Below are 20495 nucleotides of genomic sequence, written 5' to 3'. Positions count from 1 at the left end.
ACGGGTTCGAGAGCCCCCGTCCGGCCACCGGTCGCCAGTCGGGTCAGCCGGCCATGCCCCGCTTCAGCGCGGCGCCCATCAGCACGGCGCGCTTGGCGGTGAGCGCGGTGGCGGCCAGGGCCACGTGGTCCGGGGCGACCTCGCCGTTGTTGCTGGTGTGCGAGGCGCCGTACGGGTTGCCGGCGACGAACTGGCTCGGGTCGGTGTAACCGGGGGTCACCACGATGCCGCCCCAGTGGTAGAAGACCGTGTACAGCGACAGCAGTGTGGCCTCCTGGCCGCCGTGCGACGTGGCGGTCGAGGTGAACCCGCTGTAGACCTTGTCGGCGAGCGCGCCGGCGGCCCAGAGCGGGCCGGTGGTGTCGATGAACTGCTTGAGCTGGGCGGCGATCATGCCGTACCGGGTCGGCGAACCCATGATGATCACGTCGGCCCAGGACAGGTCGTCCGGCTGCGCCTCCATCACGTCCTGGGTCTCCAGCCGGTGCGCCTGCCAGCCGGAGTTGGAGCGGATCGCCTCGTCGGGCGCCAGCTCACGTACCTTGCGCAGACGCACCTCGGCGCCGGCCTCCCCCGCCGCCTCGACCGCCGCCTGCGCCATCTGGTAGGTGATGCCGGTCGCGCTGTAATAGATCACCGCGACCTTGACCTGGCCATCCATCAGACGTTCCCTCCTCGTCTCGGGTCAGCTCCGGCGACTACCCGTTACTTGTTCCGTCAAACTCAGGGCGTGGCATGCTCTCCGGGTGGAGATCCGCACCGCCACGCCGGCCGACTGGCCGCTGATCTGGCCGTTCCTGCGCGAGATCGTGGCGGCCGGCGAGACGTACACCTGGCCCCGCGACGTCACGGAGGAGCAGGCCCGCAAGCTCTGGATGCCGCCGGCGCCGGCGCGCACGGTGGTCGCGGTGGCGCCGGACGGCACGGTGCTCGGCTCGGCGAAGCTGGCGCCCAACCAGGGCGGCCCCGGCGACCACGTGGCGAACGCGTCGTTCATGGTCGCCCCGGCCGCCGCCGGGCGCGGCGTCGGCCGGGCGCTCGCCGCGCACGTGCTCGACGCGGCCCGGGCCGACGGCTACCGGGCCATGCAGTTCAACGCCGTGGTGGCCACCAACTCCCGGGCCGTCGAGCTGTGGCGGTCGCTGGGCTTCGAGGTGATCGGCCGGGTGCCGGAGGGCTTCCGGCACCCCACCCGGGGGTACGTCGACCTGCTGGTCATGCACCGGCGCCTGGACTGAGCGTGGCTCAAGATTTGCGCAAGTTCCGTCCGCAACCGCTCTGCCCACCCAGCTCACACGGGATGCTGGTCGAACCGGCGCCGGCCGCAGCGGCCGCCCCCGCGCCGGGATCCTGAACGGGGGATCGCGCTGGTGTCGGCAGCGCCGCCGGCGCAGCGCGATCAGGGGCCGGGTTGTCGTACCCCGGGCCTACGCTGACGCCCGTGACCGTACGCCTCAACCGCGCCGAGGCGCTCGCGCTGCGAATGACCGGCCTGCTGCTGCGCCCGCACCCCACCGCCCGCCCCGAGCGCGTCGCCGACGTGGTCGAGTGGTTCGGCGCCATGCAGGCGCAGGACGCGGCGAGCGGGCTGTGGTCGCTCGGCCTGCGCCTGCCCGGAGCCACCCAGGACGACGTCCGCGCGGCGCTGGAGCGGCGCGAGGCGCTGCGCACCTGGCCCATGCGCGGCACCGTGCATCTGGTCCCGGCGCGCGACGCGCGGTGGATGCTGGAGCTGACCGGGGTGCGGACGCTGGCCGGCATCGCCGGGCGGTGGCGGCAACTCGGGCTGACCGTCGCCGACGGCGAACGGGCCGGTGACGTGCTGCGCGCGGCGCTGACCGGCGGCGGCCGGTTGACCCGCGCCGAGTGCGTGGCGGCGCTGCGCGCGGCCGGGCTGGCCACCGACGGTCAGCGTGGCTACCACCTGCTCTGGTACGCCAGCCAGCGCGGCGTCACCTGCATCGCGCCGCACGTGGGCGCCGAGCAGACGTTCGCGCTGCTCGACGAGTGGGCGCCCGACCCGCACCGCCCGGAGCGCGACGAGGCACTGGCGGTGCTGGCGCACCGCTACGTGCGCGGCCACGGCCCGGTGACCCGGCACGAGCTGGCCCGGTGGACCGGCCTGACGGTCACCGACGCGACCCGGGCGATCACCCTGGCCGGTGACCTGCTCGCCCCGGTCGAGGTCGACGGCGAGCCCGCGGTGGTCGACGCCGCGCTGCTCGACGCGCCCCGCGCGCCGGTCGACGACCTGCACACGCTGCCCGGCTTCGACGAATACCTGCTCGGCTTCAAGGACCGGTCGCTGATGCTCGACCCGGTGCACGCCGCGGCGGTGGTCCCCGGCAACAACGGCGTGTTCCGGTCGACCGTGGTGCGCGGCGGGCGCGTGGTCGGCACCTGGACGCGGACGCTGGGCGCGAAGGCGGTGACGGTGAAGCTGCAGCAGCTCGTGCCGTTCGACGCCGCGTTGCGTGAGCGGGTGGACGCCGCGCTGACGGGCTACGCCCGCTTCCTCGGGCTGGAGTTGCGCCACTCCTGGTGACAGCGTGGGCACCCGGGACGCGAGCAGGCCGAAGGGCCGGCGGCGCGCACTGCCACCGGCCCTTCGGCCGCATCCAGGGGTCAGTCGGCGAGCGCGCCGGCCGACCGGCCCTCGTGCAGCGTCAGGTTGCGGCCGCTGCCCGGGTCGAACAGGTGGATCTTCTCCAGGTTGAACCACACCCGGCGCGACTCACCCTCGCGTACCGGCGACTCCGCCGACAGCCGGGTGACCAGGTTCGACCCGGCGCCGGCGAAGTCCGCGGCGCCCGCGTCGGCGGCCAGCTCCTCCAGTTCGGCGGCGGTGGCCCGCTCCCCCTCGACGGTGAAGTAGACGTACTTGTCCGAGCCCATCGACTCGACGATGTCGACAGGCGCCTCGAACTCCATGCCCCGGCGGCGGGTCTCGTCGTCGATCAGCGCCGCGTCCTCGAAGTGCTCCGGGCGGATGCCCAGGATCAGCTCCCGGGGCGCGTCGCCGCCCTCCAGCTCGCGGCGGACCCGGTCGCCGACCGGCACGTCGCCGAGCGCGGTCCGCAGCCGGCCGTCCTCCACGACCGCGTGCACGAAGTTCATCGAGGGCGAGCCGATGAACCCGGCGACGAAGAGGTTGCGCGGGTGGTCGTACAGCTCCTGCGGCGGCCCGACCTGCTGCACCGCGCCGCCCCGCATGATGACCACCCGGTCGCCGAGCGTCATCGCCTCGGTCTGGTCGTGGGTCACGTAGACGGTGGTGGTGCCGAGCTGCTTCTGGAGGCGGGACACCACGGTGCGCATCTGCACGCGCAGCTTGGCGTCCAGGTTCGACAGCGGCTCGTCCATCAGGAACGCCTTGGGCTGGCGGACGATCGCCCGTCCCATCGCCACCCGCTGCCGCTGGCCGCCGGACAGGTTGGCCGGCTTGCGGTCCAGCAGCGCGGTCAGCTCCAGCACCTTCGCCGCCTCGTCGACCTTCTGGTTGATGGTCTCCTTGTCCATCTTCGCCAGCCGCAGCGGGAACGCCATGTTCTCCCGCACGGTCATGTTCGGGTAGAGCGCGTACGACTGGAAGACCATCGCGATGTCGCGGTCCCGGGGTGCCTTGTCGTTGACCCGCTCGCCGCCGATGCGCAGCTCACCGGAGCTGATGTCCTCCAGCCCGGCGATCATGTTGAGCGTGGTGGACTTCCCGCAGCCGGACGGGCCGACCAGGATCACGAACTCGCCGTCGGCGATCTCCAGGTCGACGTCCTGCACCGCGGTGGTCCCGTCCGGGAACCGCTTGCTCACCTTGTCCAGCACGATGTCGGCCATTGCTACCACCTATCCCTTGACTGCGCCGGAGGTCAGACCGGAGACGATGCGGCGCTGGAAGAAGAGCACGAACAGGATGATCGGCACGGTGATCACCACGGCGGCGGCGCAGATCGCCCCGGTCGGGTCCTCGAACTGCGACTCGCCGGTGAAGAACTGCAGCGCCACCGGGACCGTGCGGGACCGCTCGGTCGAGGTGAGCGTGATCGCGAACAGGAAGTCGTTCCAGCAGAAGATGAAGACCAGGATGGCCGTGGTGAACACGCCGGGCGCGGCCAGCGGCGCGATCACCCGCCGGAACGCCTGTGCCTGGGTGGCGCCGTCCATCTTGGCCGCCTTCTCCAGGTCCCACGGGATCTGCTTGAAGAACGCCGACAGCGTGTAGATCGCCAGCGGCAGCGCGAACGTGATGTACGGCAGGATCAGCCCCGGCCAGGTGTCGAACAGGCCGAGCTGCCGCTCGATCTCGAACAGCGGCGACACCAGCGACACCTGCGGGAACATCGCGATCAGCAGCGAGACGCCGACCAGCAGCTTCTTGCCCGGGAAGTCGAGCCGGGAGATCGCGTACGCGGCCATCGCCCCGAGCACCACCGCGATGGTGGTGGCGATCAGCGCGATGCCGATCGAGTTGACCAGGGCCCGGACGAACTGGTCGGTGTCGAAGATCGTCCGGTAGTTGTCCAGCGTCCACTCCCGCGGCCAGAACTTGCCGTCGGTGAGCGTGGCCGGGGTCTTGAACGACAGCGAGGCGATCCAGAGGACGGGGACCAGCGCGAAGACGACGACCACGACGTCCAGCAGGCCCCAGCGCACCTTCGCCCGCGTGGTGGTTTCCACTGCCATGTCAGCGCCTCTCCCCATCGTCGCTGCCCGGGGCAGCGGTGCCGAACAGCTTCACGAACACGAAGGCGATGATCGCCACGGTGATGAAGATCAGCACCGACATCGTGGAGCCGATGCCGAGGTTCAGGCCCCGGATCAGGTTGTTGTAGGCGAGCATCGACACCGACGACGTCTCGTTGCCGCCGTTGGTGAGCACGAAGATGTTGTCGAAGACCCGGAACGCGTCGAGCGTGCGGAACAGCAGCGCGACCAGGATGGCCGGCTTCATCACCGGCAGCATCACCTTGGTGAACCGCTGCCACGCCGTCGCGCCGTCGGTGGAGGCCGCCTTGAGCAGGTCCTCCGGCACCAGCGCCAGCCCGGCCATCAGCAGCAGCGCCATGAACGGGGTGGTCTTCCAGATCTCCGCCAGCATGATGATCGCCAGTGAGCTGGCCCGCTCGGTCAGCGGGGCGCTGCCGTCGAACAGGTTCGCCAGGTAGCCGGTGCCCGGCGTCCAGGCGTACCGCCAGGAGAACGCCGCGACCACCGTGACGATGCCGTACGGGATCAGCGCCGCGGTGCGCACGATGCCCCGGCCGACGAGCGTCCGGTGCATGATCAGCGCCAGGCCCATGCCGAGCACCAGCTCGATCGCGACGGTGACCACGGTGATCAGCGCGGTCACCCCGAACGCGGTCCACCAGAAGTCGTTCGTCAGCACGGTGACGTAGTTCTCCAGCCCGACGAACTCCCGCTCGTCGGGGAAGCGCAGGTCGAACCGCTGCAGCGACAGCCAGACCGAATACAGGATCGGGTACGCGGTGACCAGCACCATGACCAGCGCGGCCGGCGCGCACAGCAGCCAGCCGAGGCGCCGCTCGGCGCGCTTGTTCTCGCTCAGCGGGGCACGGGAGCCGCGCCGGGACCGCTGTTCCGGCACGGCGGCGTGCCGGCCGCCCGGCTGCTCGGCCTCGGCCTCGGCGGCGGCCTGCGCGCCGGCCGGCGTGGCGTTCACGCTCATGGCAGAACTCCCTTGGACTCCAACGCGTCGGAGATCGCCTTGCGCAGTTCGTCAGCGGTCTGCTCGGGCCGGATCGCCGACGGCGGCGACAGGATCGCCGACATCACCGTGGAGATGCTCTGGTACGCCGGGGTCAGCGGCCGGACCGCCGGCTCCTTCAGCTCCTCGAGGATGGTCTCCTTCATCGGGTACGCCTCGGTCATCTCCGGGTCGTCGTAGACGGCCTCGATGGTCGGCGGCACGCCGTCGTTGACGGCGGAGAACTTCTGGTTCTCGGCGTTGCGCAGGCAGCGGGCCGCCTCGAACGACTCCTCCGGGTGCTTCGAGTAGGTGCTGACCGCCAGGTTGACCCCGCCGATGGTGACCTTGCTGGGGGTGCCCGGGTCGATGCCCGGCACCCGGGCCCACTTCACGTTCTTCGCCAGTTCGGGGTTGGCCTCCTGGAGCGCCGGATACACGAACGGCCAGTTCACCTGGAACGCGCCCTTGCCGGACTGGAACTCCAGCCGCACCGGGTCCTCCAGCGCGTTGCTGAACGACGGCGAGGTCACGCCCGACGTGGCGAACTTCTTGAGCTGGTCGAGCGCGCGCACCGCGCCGGCGTCCATCTCCGCCTTCTTGCCGTCGTCACTGAGGATCTTGCCGCCGGCGCTCTCCGCGAGCGTGTTGTAGAGGACCACGAGGCCCTCGTACTGGGCGCCCATGGTGAGCACCTGGTACGGCTTGCCCTGCTCCTTGAGCTGCTGGGCGGCGGAGATCATCTCGTCCCAGGTCTTCGGCGCCTGCGACACCAGGTCGGACCGGTACCACAGCAGCTGCACATTGGTGTTCTTGGGCGCGGCGTAGAGCTTGTCCTCGTACCGGGCGGTGTCCAGCGGGCCGGCCAGCGTGCCCTGCTCCACCTCGGCCTTGTCCTCGCCGGTCCACTCCCGGATCCACTTCGCGCTGGCGAACTCCTGGGTCCACGTGACGTCCAGGCCGAGCACGTCCATCCCGCTGTCCTGCGCGGCGAGGCGGCGCACCATCTGCACCCGCTGCTCGTCGGCCTCGCGCGGCAGCACCCGGTAGTCGATCCGGTACCGCCCCTGCGCCTGCGTGTTGCAGGTGTCGACCACCTTCTGCAGGTTCTGCTCGGGCGGGTAGTACAGGTTGATCGTGGGGACGCCGCCGTCGCCGCCGGATCCGCAGGCGGCCAGCGGGGCCACCAGCGCGAGCGCGGCGGCCGCCGCCGCCGCGCGTCCGGCCGGCCGCCGTGCGGCCGTGTCGGGGACTCTCGTCATCACCCTCCCCCTCTCTTCGGCGAAGAACCGGGGAGTGAGCCGCGCCCCGGTGCACGGCGAGACGACCGGGGCATCGGCCCGATCGCCCGACGCCCCGGGCGTGTCGTGCGGCTGAACGTGCCCGACCTGCGACGGAGCGAAACATCACGGACATGTGACGGTGACGGCACGAACCGGGCCGGGCGATCGCACGTCGTCCCACGTAGTGAAACGGCGAGGCTACCCAGCGTCAGCGGTCTGCACTAGCGTGGGGCTGGCTCCGTAGCCGGCGCGTCGCCGTCGACGCCGATGCGCCTCCGGCCGTCCCCCATCGCCCGCCCGATCGGTTGGTTCTGACGGGAAGTGCCGTGCGCCCGTTCCCCGGTTGGGCAGGATTCCCCCGAGGAGGTGCCGTCGTGCAGGACACCCGCGCTCTCGCCCTGACGTTCGAGGTGAGCGGCCTGCCCCCGGTCAAGACCGAGGCCCTGTCCATCTTCGCCGCCGGGCACCGGCAGGCGACGAGGGTCCGCACCCTGCTCCAGGCCGCCTGCACGGCGGCCCAGCGCACCGGGTGGACCCCGCTGACCGGGCCGGTCGAGGTGGACCTGACCCTGCGCTGTCCGCCCGGGCACCGCACCTCCGACGCCAGCACGCTGCTGGGCGGCGTGTGCGCGGTGCTCCAGGACAAGAAGCGGGTCTCCACCATCGGCCTCGCCCACCTCGGGGTGCTGGTCGACGTCGCGCTCTGGGCCGACGACCGGCAGATCCGCCGGCTGTCGTACGCCGAGGAGCCGGCGGAGGAGTTCTCGTATTTGGTCCGGGTGTCGGCCGTACCGACGATGGTTTGACCGACGTCCGCGGTGGGGTACCGCGGACGCCGAGGAAGGGAGTGCCGATGTCGGAGCCACATGTCACGCTCGATCCGAGCGGGCTCGACCCTGTGCAGCAGAAGCTGCGCGGCCCGCTGGAGGATCAGCTGACCTCGGCCCTGCAGGCGGCCGCCGACCGGGTCCGCGCCGGCTACGCGGGCGAGCCGGTGGAGGACGTCTGCCGTCGGTTGCTCGACGAGACCCGTTCCGGCCTGCACCCGGACATCGCGGCCGGCTTCCAGCCGGACATGGACGAGTTCTGCCGGGTGGCGGTGGCGATCGTGCGGGGCGAGCTGACCTGAGCCGGCGACGGCGCACGATCTGAGTACGCGTACCGATGGCGGGTGCGCCCGCGGCGACGAGAATTCTCCCGTGCGAACTCGAATCATGATCGTTCTTGCCGTGCTCGGGCTGGCCGGGCTGATGGCGACCACCGGTTGTTCCCTGCGGCAGAGCATCTGCGGCGGCGACGAGTACCCGGTGATCGCGGTCGGCCCGCAGGGCGGCAGCTCCTGCGTGCCGGACGGGGAGGAACCGACGCCGCCGTACGTGCGCTACCCGGAGGGTAAGGAGCCGGAGCACGTCGACGACGAGTGGGACGTCTACTGGCGTACCCACGGCATCGACGAGAACAACACCATCATCGACCGCTGAGGCGGGGCCGCGTCAGCTCCGCCGCACGTCGACCGAGACGACGTGGGTGCCGTCGGGGCGGTCGCCCTCCCCCAGCCGCACCGGCAGCCGGCCACCCTCGGGCGGTCGCAGGCCGAGCCCGAAGCTGAGGTGTCCCTCGAAGTCGCCGGCCACGGCCCATCCACGCAGCGTCGGGAAACGGATCGCCGCCGGCGGCAGGTCGGCCGTCGGGCCGCCGCGGGCGTCGTGCGCCTGGGCCGGATCGAACCGCACCGACAGGTACGCCGTACCGGGCAGCGTGACCGGCGCGCCCCGCCCCTCGGTCACGACCTGCGGCACGTAGGCGACCTCGTAGGACGGGGTGGGTCCACGGAAGGCGAACGTGATCCGGCTGAACCCCTCCGCCGGGTGGTCGCCGACGTCGACCGCCACCAGGACGGGCAGCGGTTCCCCGGGCGGCGGGGTGACCGGCACGCGTACCCGGTGGGCCACCCGGACCGGCCCGCCGGGCACCGCCCAGCCCCAGGTGACGCGCCAGGATCCGGCGGTCGACGCGGCCTCGGTCGGCACGGGCGGGGTGGGCGTGGCCTCCGGCGCCTGGGTCGCGGCCGGCGCGGACGGCGCCGCGGCCGTCGTGGTGGGCGCCGTGGACGCGCCGTCGTGGCCGGTCGCCGTGCAGGCCGCCGCGAGCAGCACGACCAGGCCGGCGAGCAGCGGTACGCGCTGAGGAGTCATGACTCAGTGTCGCTCCGTGACCGGCCCGCGCACCAGAGGCGTCCCACCGGAATCCGTCGGGCGGTGGAGGGGTGCCGGACGGGTCAGGACCGGGTCCGCAACTCCCCGGTCCTGACCCCGGCCGTCCGGTTGGGTAGCGGTCTGCGCCGCGGGAACCGGCAGGCGTGGCACGACGCCTTCGCCGGGTTCCGCACGGCGAGCCGGTCTGCCCGCACTCAGCTCCACGGTGCTCTTACCACCGGACTCCGGTGCGCCCCCGTCTCACCCCGACGAGGCGTGGACGCCGGCTCAGGTTAGGCGCGTCCGCGCAGGCCGGACAAGCGACGACCGGCGGCTGCGGTTGTGATTGATGTCTATGCGGAATTGCGGCATGTCGGCGTAACGGGGTCAGCCGGTTTCACGCTGTTCGACTTCGAGACGCGGACTGCGCCCGGCGGGCCGCTGCGGCACGGTCCGGGCCGCGACGGCCCCGGCGACGAGCGCCAGCGCGGCCACGTGCAGCGCCCGTACGCCCGCCGGGGCGGGCACACCGGCGGCCGGCAGCGCAGGCATCAGCAACGCACCGAGCCCGGTGACCGCCAGCGCCACCCGCCAGAACACGTTCGGGTTCGCCTCCGGCGCCGGTTCGCGTACGCCGTCGGTCCGCAGCCCGCGGCGGGCCTCGTGCACGGCCAGGACGGCCACCAGCAGCGCGCCGCCGATCCCGGCCACCAGGTCTGCGAACTGGTACCAGTACACGCCGGTCACGGCGTGGAAGTCGGAGACGCCGAGCAGCCGGGGCAGCCGCTCGCTGTGGCTGATCCGGTCCCACGCCACGTGGCTGAACGCGCCGATGAGCGCCGAGCAGACGGTGACCTGCCAGGGATGACGGACCCGGGCCAGCGTCGCGTACCAGGGCCAGCCGAACAACCGCTGCGCGGGCAGGTGCACCGCGATGCCGGCGACCACGCGGCGTACGACCCAGGCGTACACGAGGGCGACCGGCAGGCACCACCAGAGCAGCCCGCCGAGCGTGTGCGTCCGCAGGTTCAGTGCCAGCGGCGTGCCGGTGACCAGGTACCCGACGTCCGGCGCGACCGCGCCGGTGCACAGCGCCACCCCGTCGAACCAGTCCGGCCGCCACCGCTTCAGCGGCAGCACCGGAGCCAGGTGCGACGGGAAGGTCAGCGGCACGTCCCGGACGTTACCGGCCCGGTCAGAAGTGCTGGACCAGGTCGGGGAACGCGGCCAGCCGGATCACCCGCTGGTCGGACGGGTCCAGCTCGTCGTGCTCCAGGACCCAGGTGTTCTCGTTCGGGATGAAGACCGCGTTCATCCCGGCGGCCCGCGCGGGCAGGATGTCCGAGCGCGGCGAGTTGCCGATCATCCAGGCGGCGGCCGGGTCGAAGGCGTGCTCGCGGGCCAGCCAGCGGTACGTGTCCGCGTCCTTCTCCGGCACGATGTGCGCGGCGCGGAAGTGGTGCAGCAGCCCGCACGCGTCCAGCTTGCGCTGCTGTTCCTCGCGCTCGCCCTTGGTCAGCAGCAGCAGTTCGTGCCGCCCGGCCAGGTCGTCGAGCGTCTCGGCCACGCCCGGCATCAGCTCGACCTGGTGGCCGACCAGCGCGGCGGCGAGCTGCTCGATCTCGGCGCGCTCCCGCGCGGTGGCCGGACGCTCGCGCAGCTTCTCCAGGCACTCGCCGAGGCTGCGCAGGAAGACCTTGCTGCCGTAGCCGTGCGCGACGGCGTTCGCGCGCTCGATGTCGTCGAGCACCGCACGGATCCGGGCCCGGTCCAGCGTGGGGTGGTCGAGCCAGGTGAGGAAGTCGTCGATGACGCGCTCGAACAGGACGTTGTTCTCCCAGAGCGTGTCGTCGGCGTCGAAGACCAGCACGGCGGCGTCCCGGCGCCACGGCATCGCGTCCCCCTCCCCCTCGCGGACCTCGCACACCGTACTGCCCGGTCGCCGGACGGGCCACGCGGATTATCCGGTCGGCGGGCGGTTACCGGCGCCTACCCGACTGCGGAATCCCTGGTGGGACGGCATGCTTCCGCCATGACGATCTCACCCGATCACCCACCCGGGCGCCGGGGCCGGCGCCGCGCGGCCGTCGCGGTGGCCGCGACGCTCGCCGTCGCGGGCGCGGCGCTGCCGGGATCCCCGGCGCTCGCGGTCAACGCCGCACACACCACAGTGGTCGGCACGAACCCGGTCGACTGGACGCCGCACGCGCTGGACGGCACCGTCCACCGCATCCTCCAGATCGGCAACCGCGTGTACGTGGCCGGCACGTTCACCAAGGTGCGCAACGCCGGTCAGTCGGCCCAGCTGGCGATGCCCCGCCTGGTGGCTCTCGACGCGACAACCGGACGGATCGACACCACGTTCCGGCCGCAGGTCAACGGCGCGGTCAAGGCGCTCGCCGCCGCGCCGGACGGCCGCTCGCTCTACATCGGCGGCGCGTTCACCACTGTCAACGGCACGGCGGCGTCCCGGCTGGCCCGGATCGACGCGGCCACCGGCGCCCGGGTCGCCGGGTTCACCACGCCGGCGCTGAACAACCAGGTCAACGACGTACGCCTGGTCGGCAACCGGCTGATCGTCGGCGGCGCGTTCCAGACCGTCGGCGGGGTGACCCGGCGCGGGCTGGCGGCGGTGAACGCCACCACCGGTGCGGCCGACGCGTCGGTCAGCCTGAACCTGGCCGGTCCGCGCAAGACCACCTCCGGCGCCACCGCGCCGGTGAAGGTCGAGGCGCTGGACGTATCCGCCGACGGCCGGCGGCTGGTGTTCGTGGGCGGCTTCAGCAGCGTCGCGGGCGTGGCGCGGCACCAGATCGCCGTCGCCGACCTGAGCGCGGCCGGCGCCACGCTCTCCGGCTGGGCCACCGACCGCTACCAGCCGCAGTGCGCGAAGACGATGCCCGTCTACATGCGCGGCGTCGACATCTCGCCGGACGGCACCTGGTTCGCGGTGGTCACCACCGGCGGCCCGTTCCCGGGCACGCTCTGCGACACCGCGGCGCGTTTCGAGTTCGGCACTGCCACCGGCGGCAAGCAGCCGGCCTGGGCCAACTACACCGGCGGCGACACGCTGCTGTCGGTGGCGGTGACCGGCGCGGCGGTCTACGTCGGGGGCCACCAGCGCTGGCTGGACAACCCGCAGGGCCGGAACTCGGCCGGTCCGGGCGCGGTGTCCCGGCCGGGCATCGGGGCGATCCACCCGGCCACGGGCAAGGCGCTGCCCTGGAACCCGACCAAGGACCGGGGCGTCGGCACCCAGGAGCTGTACGCCACCGACACTGGCCTGTGGGTCGGCAGCGACACCGTGACGGTGGCCGGGGAGTACCACGCCCGGCTGGCGTTCCTGCCGCTGCCGTGAGTGTGCGGGGCGCGGCGGTTCTCCCGCCGCGCCCCGCGCCCGTCAGCGACGCAAGGTGAGGATCGGCCGCGTCAGCGACGCAAGGTGAGGATCGGCCGCGTCAGCGACGCAAGGTGAGGATCGGCCGCGTCAGCGACGCAAGGTGAGGATCGGCCGCGTCAGCGACGCAAGGTGAGGATCAGGTCGGCGACCAGCGCGGTCCAGCCGGTCTGGTGCCAGGCGCCCAGGCCGGCGCCGTTGTCGCCGTGGAAGTACTCCGGGAAACAGATCAGGTCGCGCCAGTCCGGGTGGGTCTGGAACAGCTGCGCCGCCCCGTAGATGGGCCGCCGTCCCCAGCCGTCGCGGGTGAACAGGGAGATCAGCCGCGCGGACAGGTCGTCGGCGATCTCGTCGAGCGTGCGCTTCACCCCGGACCGGGTCGGGTACTCGACCTGGAGGTCGTCGCCGAAGAACGCGGCGTAGTCACGCAGCGCGCTGATCAGCAGGAAGTTCGTCGGCATCCAGATCGGGCCGCGCCAGTTGGAGTTGCCGCCGAACAGGCCGCTGGTCGACTCGGCCGGCTCGTAGCCGACGCTGAACTCCTGCCCGCCGAGGGTGACCGTGAACGGCTTGTCCAGGTGGGCCCGGGACAGCGTGCGCAGCCCGTACTCGGAGAGGAACTCGTCGGTGTCGAGCATCCGGGCCAGCAGCCGCACCACCTGGTCCGGGGCGACCATGGACAGCAGGCGCTGCTGGCGGCCGTCCGGCCCGAGCCGGCGGGCGCCGATCACCTCCGCGTACTCGGGGCGGTTGGTGAGGAACCACCGCAGCCGCGCGCCCAGCTCGGGCAGGCGGCGCATGGTCCGGGCGGTCAGCCGGGTGACCGCCGCCAGCGGCAGCAGCCCGACCACCGAGCGGACCTTCAGCGGCACCTTCGTGCCGTCGGCCAGCCGCAGCACGTCGTAGAAGAACGCGTCCTCGGCGTCCCAGAGCCCCTGGTGGTACGCCGCCGCGGCGATGTACGCGAAGTGCTCGAAGAACTTGGTGGCGGTGTCCACGTACGCGCGGTCGTGCTCGGCCAGCACGATCGCCATGTCGAGCAGGTTGAGCGCGTACATGGCCATCCAGCCGGTGCCGTCGGACTGCTCCAGCGTCCCGGCGACCGGCAGCGCGGCCGAGCGGTCGAACGGGCCGACGTTGTCCAGCCCGAGGAAGCCGCCCTCGAAGACGTTGTTGCCGCCGGTGTCCTTGCGGTTGACCCACCAGGTGAAGTTGAGCAGCAGCTTGTGCATGACCCGGGCGAGGAACTCGTGGTCGCGGGAGCCGTCGATCTCGAAGACCTTCAGCGCCGCCCAGGCGTGCACCGGCGGGTTGACGTCCCCGAACGCCCACTCGTACGCCGGGATCTGCCCGTTGGGGTGCAGGTACCACTCGCGCAGCAGCAGCAGGATCTGTTCCTTGGCGAAGCCCGGGTCGACCCGGGCGATGGTGACGCAGTGGAAGGCCAGGTCCCAGGCGGCGTACCAGGGGTATTCCCACGGGTCCGGCATGGAGATCACGTCGAAGCTGTTCATGTGCCACCAGGCGCTGTTGCGCCCGTGCCGGCGGCCGGCCGGCGGCGGCGCGGAGCCGGGGTCGCCGGCCAGCCATCGCTCGACGTCGAAGTGGTAGAACTGCTTGCCCCACATCAGCCCGGCGATGGCCTGGCGGGCGACCAGGGCCTCGTCGGCGGTGGCGGCGGCCGGGATGACGCTGTCGAAGAACCGGTTCGCCTCGGCCCGGCGCGCCCACAGCACGGTGTCGAACCCGTCGCCCAGGTCGGCCGGGGCCGGTGGCGCGGCGGCCGGCGGCGGCGCGGTACGGGTCAGCCGCAGCCGGATCTGCCGCTGCTCACCGGCCGGCACGTCCAGCACGTAGTGCAGCGCGCCCTTCGTGCCGGTGCGGTCCGGGTTGACGGTGGCCGCGCCGGTCACCACGTGGTCGTTGATGCCGTCCTTCGGGTACGCGGACCGCCCCGGCAGCCCCCACAGCCGCTCGGCGTTGGTCTCGTTGTCGCACAGCAGCGGCACCGGGTCGCCGTCGCCGGACAGCAGGAGCTGGCCGAGCACCCAGTGCTCACCGACGAGCCGGGCGCCCGCCCGCTCCCCGGCCGTCTCGCCGGTCAGCTTCGGCATCCGGTCGGTGCCGGGCAGCCCCCACGCCCAGGTGTTGCGGAACCACAGCGTGGGCAGCACGTGCAGCGTCGCGTCCTCGTCGCCCCGGTTCGCCACGGTGACCAGCACGCACATGTCCGTCGGGGACGCCTTGGCGTAGTCGACGGTGACCGCCCAGTACCTGTCGTCGTCGAAGATGCCGGTGTCGACCAGCTCGTACTCGGTGTCGTCCCGGCCGCGCAGCGCGTTCACCGCGACCAGCTCGTCGTACGGGAACGCGGCCTGCGGGTAGTGGTAGCGCCAGCGCATGAAGGAGTGCGTCGGGGTGCTGTCGAGGTACCACCAGTACTCCTTGACGTCCTCCCCGTGGTTGCCGCCGTCGCCGCCGAGGCCGAACATCCGCTCCTTGAGGATCGGGTCGCGCCCGTTCCACAGCGCGAGCGCGAAGCAGAACGTCTGCCGGTCGTCGCAGACGCCCGCCATGCCGTCCTCGTTCCACCGGTACGCTCGGGACCGCGCGTGGTCGTGGGGGAAGTAGTCCCACGCCGTGCCGTGTTCGCTGTAGTCCTCCCGTACCGTCCCCCACGCCCGCTCGGACAGATAGGGGCCCCATGCGCGCCAGTCCTGCTCCCCGGCGTCGGCCTGGGCGAGCCGGTGCCGCTCGGGGTCGGGGGACGCGGAGGTCGACCGGTCGGTGATCACTGGCACATCTTCGACGCCGCCGGGGTACTTCTCCACAGCGGCCATTGTCGCCGTGGCATGTCACACCTCGCTGCCGGTGGAGGAAAGTTGATCGACATCCGTTTCGGGCCGCAGGTCTGCGGCGAGCTGTCCGCCGCCGCCACGCGGGAATGGCTGGTCACGGACGGGCGCGGCGGGTACGCGATGGGCACCGTAGCCGGACTGCGGACCCGCCGGTACCACGGGCTGCTCGTGGTGGCCGCTGACACGCCGGCGTCCCGCAAGGTGGGACTGGTGAGCCTCGACCCGGCGGTGACGCTGCCCTCGGGGCGGCAGGTCCGTCTGGGCGCACACGAGTGGTCCTCCGGCGTGGTCGACCCGCGCGGCTTCGAGCTGCTGGAGCACTTCGACCTCGCCGACGGGGTGCCGCGCTGGCGGTGGCGCATCGGCGACGTGGTGATCGAGCGGGAGATCGCCATGACGTACGGCCGCTCCTGCGTGGCGGTGGTGCACCGGCTGATCTCCGGCGGCCCGGTGCGGCTGGACCTGGCCGCGGCCTGCACCTGGCGCGACGCGCACGGCGAACGGCGCGCCGACGGCCCCGCGCCCCGGCTGGAACCGGCGGCCGGCGGCGCCGTGGTCGACGGCGCGTACCGCCTGGCCGGGCCGGACTGGACCCCGGAGGGGCAGTGGTGGCACGGGGTCCGCCACCGCACGGAGGCCGAGCGCGGCCTGCATCCGGACGAGGACCTCTGGTACGCGGGCCGGTTCACCGGCGCGCTTGACGAGCCGGGCGCGACCGTGTCGGTGCTGGCCTGGGCGGACGACCTGGCCGAGGAGCCGCCACCGGCGACCGCCGTGGTCGAGGCGGCCCGGCGGCGCAGCCGGGCCGTGGTGGCGGCGGCGAAACCCGGCGACGCGGTCGAGGCGACGCTCGCGCTGGCCGCCGACGCGTTCGTGGTACGCACCGCCACCGGCCCGGACGTGGTCGCCGGCTACCCCTGGTTCGGGGCCTGGTCGCGGGACACGATGATCTCCTACGAGGGCCTGTTCCTGTGCACGAACCGGGCCGACGAGGGCCGGGACCTGCTGCGGGCGTACGCGGCCACGCTGAACGGGGGCATGCTGGCGAACACGGCCGACACCGGCCGGGTCGAGTACAACACCGTCGACGCCACGCTGTGGTTCCTGCACGCGGTCCACCGCCACGTCACAGTCACCGGCGACACCGACCTGGGCGACGAGCTGCTGCCCGCGCTGCACGGCGTGGTCGAGGCGCACGTGGCGGGCACCCGGTACGGCATCGGCGTCGACCCGGCCGACGGGCTGCTGGCCCAGGGCGGCCCGCCGGACGTGGCGCTCACCTGGATGGACGCCCGGGTGTACGGGGTGCCGGTGACCCCGCGTACCGGCAAGCCGGTCGAGGTCAACGCGCTGTGGATCAACGGGCTGGCCGGGCTCGCCGAGCTGACCGAGCTGGCCGGGCGCGACGCCACCGCGCTGCACGACCTGCACCGCCGGGCCGGCACCGCGTTCCGGGAGCGGTTCCCCGCCCCGGCCGGCTGGCTCCACGACGTGGTCGACGCGCCGGCGCCCGCGTACCCGCTGGGCGGGGCCGCGCACCACGACGACGACCTGCTGCGCCCCAACCAGCTGCTCGCCTGGTCCCTGCCGCACGCGCCGCTGGAGCCGGACGAGGCCACGCTGCGCCGGATCACCGAGGCGCTGTTCACCCCACTCGGCCCGCGCAGCCTCGCCCCGGACTCCCCCGGCTTCACCGGGCGGCACCGGGGCGGGCCCGCCGAGCGGGACTCCGCGTACCACCAGGGCACCGTCTGGCCGTGGCTGACCGGGCCGCTGCTCGACGCGTACCGCCGGGCCGGGCTGCCCACCGACGACCTGCTGGTGGGGCTCGTGGGCCACCTCGCCGAGGACGGCCTGGGCTCGGTGAGCGAGACCGCCGACGGCGCGGCACCGCACGCGGCCACCGGATGCCCGTTCCAGGCGTGGTCGGTGGCCGAGCTGCTGCGCGCGCGGCGGATGCGCCGGTAACGCGTTACAGACCGGCAACCGGCGCGTCGCCGCCGGTTATCGACCCCTGGGCAGGATGGGCGGCGACCCCACCGGACACCGCGGCGACGCCGCCGCCGGGGTGGGGACGCCACAACTCAAAGGGGGCCGCGTGTCAGCTGACGCCGAAGTGATCGACATCCAGCCCACCCGGCGCCTGCGGGTGCTGCTGCTCTCCTGGGAGTACCCGCCGGTGCTCGTCGGTGGCCTCGGCCGCCACGTCCACGCACTGTCCGTGGCGCTGGCCGCCGCCGGGCACGAGGTCACAGTCGTCACCCGCCACGCCGAGGGCGCTCCCCTGGAGGAGTACGCCGACGGCGTCCGCATCGTCCGCGCCGCCGAGGACCCGGTCCGGTTCCCCCTCGCCACCGAATCGCTGCTGGCCTGGACCATGGCGTTCAACCACACCCTGACCCGGGCCGCGCTACGCGCCGCCTCCACCGGCGCCTACGACGTCATCCACGCCCACGACTGGCTGGTCGCGCACACCGCCGTCACGCTGGCCGAGCACCTCGACGTGCCGCTGGTGACCACCATCCACGCCACCGAGGCGGGCCGGCACCAGGGCTGGCTGCCCGAGGAGATGAACCGCACCATCCACGGCGTCGAGCACTGGCTGAGCAACGCCTCCGGCCGGGTGATCGCCTGCTCCGGGTACATGCGCGACCAGGTGGCCCGGCTGTTCGGCGTACCGGCTGGACGCATCGACGTGGTCGCCAACGGCGTCGACGACCGGGCCTGGCGGGCGCGGCCGCACGCGGTCGCCTCCGCCCGGGCGCGCTTCGCCGCGGGCGGGCCGCTCGTCGGGTACGCCGGCCGGCTGGTCTACGAGAAGGGCGTGCAGCACCTGGTGCACGCCGTGCCGCACCTGGCGAAGCGGCACCCCCGCCTGCGGGTGGTGATCGCCGGGGACGGGCCGTACAAGGACGAGCTGGTCGACCAGGCGCGGCGGCTGCACCTGGGGGACACGGTCCGGTTCGCCGGTTTCATGGACGCCACCCAGCTGCCCGCGGTGCTCGCCGCCACCGACGCCACTGTGATCCCCAGCCTCTACGAGCCGTTCGGCATGATCGCGCTGGAGGCGGCGGCCGCCGGAGCACCGCTCGCGGTGGCGCGCACCGGCGGGCTGGCCGAGATCGTCGAGCCCGGCGTGACCGGCGTGACGTTCCCGCACGGCGACCCGGACGCGCTGGCCGGCGCCGTCGACCGGCTGCTCGGCGACGAGGTCTTCGCCCGGCGGGTGGCGCGCAAGGCCCGGACCATGGTCAGCCGGCGGTACACCTGGTCCGCGATCGCCGCCCGGACCGCCGGAAGCTACGCCGCCGCCCGCCGCGACCACGACGCGTTCCAGGCCCGCCGGGCCACCGCCCTGCTGGCCGGCGACCGGTCCCCGATCGCCGTCCCGGAGGGCAACCTGCTCGCCGGCGCGGCAGGTTAGGGGCATGACGCACTGACAGGCGATAGGTACCGTCCGATCCGTTGGCTATTGTGGACCACTGACCAGCGGTGAGGAGTGCGGTGCGGGAGGTATTGATCGCGGGGCGGTACCGCCTGCTCGAACTGGTCGGCCGCGGCGGGATGGGCCAGGTCTGGCGGGCGCGCGACGAGGAGCTGCAACGCGAGGTCGCGGTGAAGCAGGTCGTGCCGCCGAACTGGCTCGCCGAGAACGAGCGGGACGAACTGCGCGCCCGTACGCTGCGCGAGGCGCGCACGTCCGCGCGCCTCAACCACCCCAACGTGGTGCGGGTCTACGACGTGGTCCGGGTCCAGGGCGAGCCCTGGCTGATCATGGAGTACGTCCCGTCCCGCTCGCTCCAGGAGATCATCGAGAGCGACGGGCCGCTGCCGCCCGGACGGGCCGCCGAGATCGGCCTGTCGGTGCTCGCCGCGCTGCGCGCCGCGCACGACGCCGGGGTGCTGCACCGCGACGTGAAGCCCGCGAACGTGCTGCTGGCCCGGGACGGGCGGGTGCTGCTCACCGACTTCGGGCTGGCGGTGTTCGAGGGCGGCGACGGCGCGATGACCCGGCCCGGCCTGGTCCTCGGCTCCCCCCAGTACGTGGCACCGGAGCGGGCCGCCGAGGGCGTGTCGAGCGTCGAGGCGGACATGTGGTCGCTCGGCGCCACGCTGCACGCCGCGGTGGAGGGCCGCTCGCCGTACGCCCGCAGCACCGCGATGGCCACGCTCGCCGCGCTCGCCACCCGGCCGCCCGACCCGGCCCCGCACGCCGGCCCGCTGACGCCGGTGCTGGCCGGGCTGCTGCGGCGCGATCCGCGTACCCGCCTCGGGCACCGCGAGACGGCGCGCCTGCTCGGCGTCGCCGCGGTGTCGGAGGCCGACGCGGAGGCCGCCGGCTCCGCGGTACGCGCCCCCGCCGGATCGTCCGACCGGCCGGCCGCCGGACGAGATGCCGACGGTCCGGCGGGTGACGAGCCGGGGTCACCGGGGACGGGGAACCCGGCGGCTCCGGGCGGCATCTACCCGGACCTGATGCCGCCGGCCGCCGCCGCCCGCGCGTGGAGCCGGGCGGCGAAGCGCAGCGAATGGGCCCCGCCCGCCGAGGGCGACCGCGCGCCACCGTCCGGGGACACGGCCGGCGCCGCTGAACCGGCCGGCCGCGCTGTCCCGGCGGCCCGCGCGGACGCGGGGAGCCCGTCGTCCCCGGCCGGCCGTTCGGGGGCGGCCGGGCGCGTGGACGCAGGCGGTCCCTCGTCCCCGGGCGGCCCGCCGGATGCGAACCGTCGCGCCGAGGCCAACGGCGGCTCGGGTGCGGTCGCAGGCTCGGGTGCGGTCGGCGGTCCCACTGGGGGCGACGGCCGGGCCGCGGCCGGTGGTTCGGCCGGGATCGGCGGCTCGGGTGTGGTCGGCCGGTCGGCGGCGGTGGGCCGGGCGGCGCCACCGGATCGCGCCCGGGCCGGCGACCCGGAACGGGGACGCCCCGGTGACCCGGAGCAGGCCGCCCCGGACGCGACTCCGGAGCCGCCCCGGAGGGGGCCGGCCCGCCCGGGTCCGATCAGCCTCGGCCCGACGGTCCTCACCAGCTTCGTCGACCCGGGCAGCCCGGCCGGCCCGGAG

At 73.4% G+C, this 20495-nt stretch carries 18 protein-coding genes; 9 read left to right on the top strand and 9 right to left on the bottom strand.

Annotated elements, in window-relative coordinates:
• Positions 1 to 43 precede the first annotated feature (43 nt).
• Complete coding sequence (gene wrbA / locus EAD96_RS19220; protein ID WP_120569050.1) at positions 44 to 661, bottom strand: NAD(P)H:quinone oxidoreductase; 618 nt, start codon at positions 659 to 661, stop codon at positions 44 to 46.
• 85 nt (positions 662 to 746) lie between these two features.
• Here wrbA and EAD96_RS19215 point away from each other — a divergent pair, with 85 nt between their 5' ends.
• Together EAD96_RS19215 and EAD96_RS19210 are read left to right on the top strand one after the other, a co-directional pair.
• Positions 747 to 1238 carry a GNAT family N-acetyltransferase gene (locus EAD96_RS19215; RefSeq protein ID WP_121685285.1) on the top strand — a complete coding sequence of 164 codons (492 nt, stop codon included), beginning with the start codon at positions 747 to 749 and terminating at the stop codon, positions 1236 to 1238.
• A gap of 203 nt (positions 1239 to 1441) precedes the next feature.
• Positions 1442 to 2545, top strand: a complete 1104-nt coding sequence (locus tag EAD96_RS19210; protein ID WP_121685284.1) for a winged helix DNA-binding domain-containing protein — start codon at positions 1442 to 1444, stop codon at positions 2543 to 2545.
• Between the two features lie 80 nt (positions 2546 to 2625).
• Here the strand turns inward: EAD96_RS19210 and EAD96_RS19205 are convergent, their stop codons facing one another.
• Genes EAD96_RS19205 through EAD96_RS19190 form a run of 4 tightly spaced genes read right to left on the bottom strand, consistent with a single transcriptional unit; the run spans position 2626 to position 6963 of the window.
• Positions 2626 to 3834 (bottom strand): ABC transporter ATP-binding protein, encoded by a 1209-nt coding sequence (locus tag EAD96_RS19205; RefSeq protein WP_120569047.1) that lies wholly within the window; start codon positions 3832 to 3834, stop codon positions 2626 to 2628.
• Positions 3835 to 3843: 9 nt separating this feature from the next.
• Positions 3844 to 4680, bottom strand: coding sequence for a carbohydrate ABC transporter permease (locus tag EAD96_RS19200; protein WP_026268483.1), 837 nt, complete (start codon positions 4678 to 4680; stop codon positions 3844 to 3846).
• A gap of 1 nt (position 4681) precedes the next feature.
• Positions 4682 to 5683, bottom strand: coding sequence for a carbohydrate ABC transporter permease (locus tag EAD96_RS19195; RefSeq protein ID WP_121685283.1), 1002 nt, complete (start codon positions 5681 to 5683; stop codon positions 4682 to 4684).
• Positions 5680 to 6963 (bottom strand): ABC transporter substrate-binding protein, encoded by a 1284-nt coding sequence (locus tag EAD96_RS19190; RefSeq protein WP_121685282.1) that lies wholly within the window; start codon positions 6961 to 6963, stop codon positions 5680 to 5682. The genes EAD96_RS19195 and EAD96_RS19190 overlap by 4 nt, the downstream gene beginning before the upstream one ends.
• Before the next feature lie 395 nt (positions 6964 to 7358).
• Between EAD96_RS19190 and EAD96_RS19185 the strand changes: the two genes are divergently transcribed.
• From EAD96_RS19185 to EAD96_RS19175, 3 genes are all read left to right on the top strand, one after another.
• On the top strand, positions 7359 to 7790 hold the full coding sequence (locus EAD96_RS19185) for a hypothetical protein (protein ID WP_120569044.1): 432 nt from the start codon (positions 7359 to 7361) through the stop codon (positions 7788 to 7790).
• Between the two features lie 47 nt (positions 7791 to 7837).
• Entirely contained in the window at positions 7838 to 8113 is a 276-nt protein-coding gene (locus EAD96_RS19180) for a hypothetical protein (protein ID WP_013287312.1), read from the top strand.
• Between the two features lie 70 nt (positions 8114 to 8183).
• Positions 8184 to 8465, top strand: a complete 282-nt coding sequence (locus EAD96_RS19175; RefSeq protein WP_233586017.1) for an SCO0607 family lipoprotein — start codon at positions 8184 to 8186, stop codon at positions 8463 to 8465.
• Positions 8466 to 8477: 12 nt separating this feature from the next.
• Here EAD96_RS19175 and EAD96_RS19170 read toward each other — a convergent pair whose 3' ends face one another.
• The 3 genes from EAD96_RS19170 to EAD96_RS19160 form a co-directional block, all read right to left on the bottom strand.
• Complete coding sequence (locus EAD96_RS19170; RefSeq protein ID WP_121685280.1) at positions 8478 to 9179, bottom strand: hypothetical protein; 702 nt, start codon at positions 9177 to 9179, stop codon at positions 8478 to 8480.
• Positions 9180 to 9566: 387 nt separating this feature from the next.
• Positions 9567 to 10352, bottom strand: a complete 786-nt coding sequence (locus tag EAD96_RS19165; RefSeq protein WP_121685279.1) for a DUF4184 family protein — start codon at positions 10350 to 10352, stop codon at positions 9567 to 9569.
• 22 nt (positions 10353 to 10374) lie between these two features.
• A complete protein-coding gene (locus EAD96_RS19160) occupies positions 10375 to 11073 on the bottom strand; it encodes an HAD family hydrolase (RefSeq protein WP_121685278.1) in 699 nt (232 codons plus the stop codon).
• 138 nt (positions 11074 to 11211) lie between these two features.
• On the opposite strand from EAD96_RS19160, the gene EAD96_RS19155 reads away from it, so the two are divergent.
• The gene (locus tag EAD96_RS19155; protein WP_233586015.1) at positions 11212 to 12537 is read left to right on the top strand and encodes a hypothetical protein; all 1326 of its coding nucleotides are present in this window, start codon (positions 11212 to 11214) and stop codon (positions 12535 to 12537) included.
• A 158-nt stretch (positions 12538 to 12695) separates the two neighbouring features.
• Here the strand turns inward: EAD96_RS19155 and EAD96_RS19150 are convergent, their stop codons facing one another.
• Positions 12696 to 15416 carry a glucosidase gene (locus EAD96_RS19150; protein WP_121685277.1) on the bottom strand — a complete coding sequence of 907 codons (2721 nt, stop codon included), beginning with the start codon at positions 15414 to 15416 and terminating at the stop codon, positions 12696 to 12698.
• 42 nt (positions 15417 to 15458) lie between these two features.
• Here EAD96_RS19150 and EAD96_RS19145 point away from each other — a divergent pair, with 42 nt between their 5' ends.
• The 3 genes from EAD96_RS19145 to EAD96_RS19135 form a co-directional block, all read left to right on the top strand.
• Complete coding sequence (locus EAD96_RS19145) at positions 15459 to 17402, top strand: amylo-alpha-1,6-glucosidase (RefSeq protein ID WP_121685276.1); 1944 nt, start codon at positions 15459 to 15461, stop codon at positions 17400 to 17402.
• A 130-nt stretch (positions 17403 to 17532) separates the two neighbouring features.
• A complete protein-coding gene (locus EAD96_RS19140; protein ID WP_233586008.1) occupies positions 17533 to 18858 on the top strand; it encodes a glycosyltransferase family 4 protein in 1326 nt (441 codons plus the stop codon).
• Positions 18859 to 18938: 80 nt separating this feature from the next.
• The coding region (locus tag EAD96_RS19135; RefSeq protein ID WP_147457903.1) for a serine/threonine-protein kinase at positions 18939 to 20495 on the top strand (1557 nt) is incomplete at its 3' end.

This window comes from Micromonospora sp. BL1, assembly GCF_003667485.1.
Taxonomy (GTDB): Bacteria; Actinomycetota; Actinomycetes; order Mycobacteriales; family Micromonosporaceae; genus Micromonospora; species Micromonospora tulbaghiae.
This window is presented reverse-complemented; position numbering and strand designations above follow the sequence as displayed.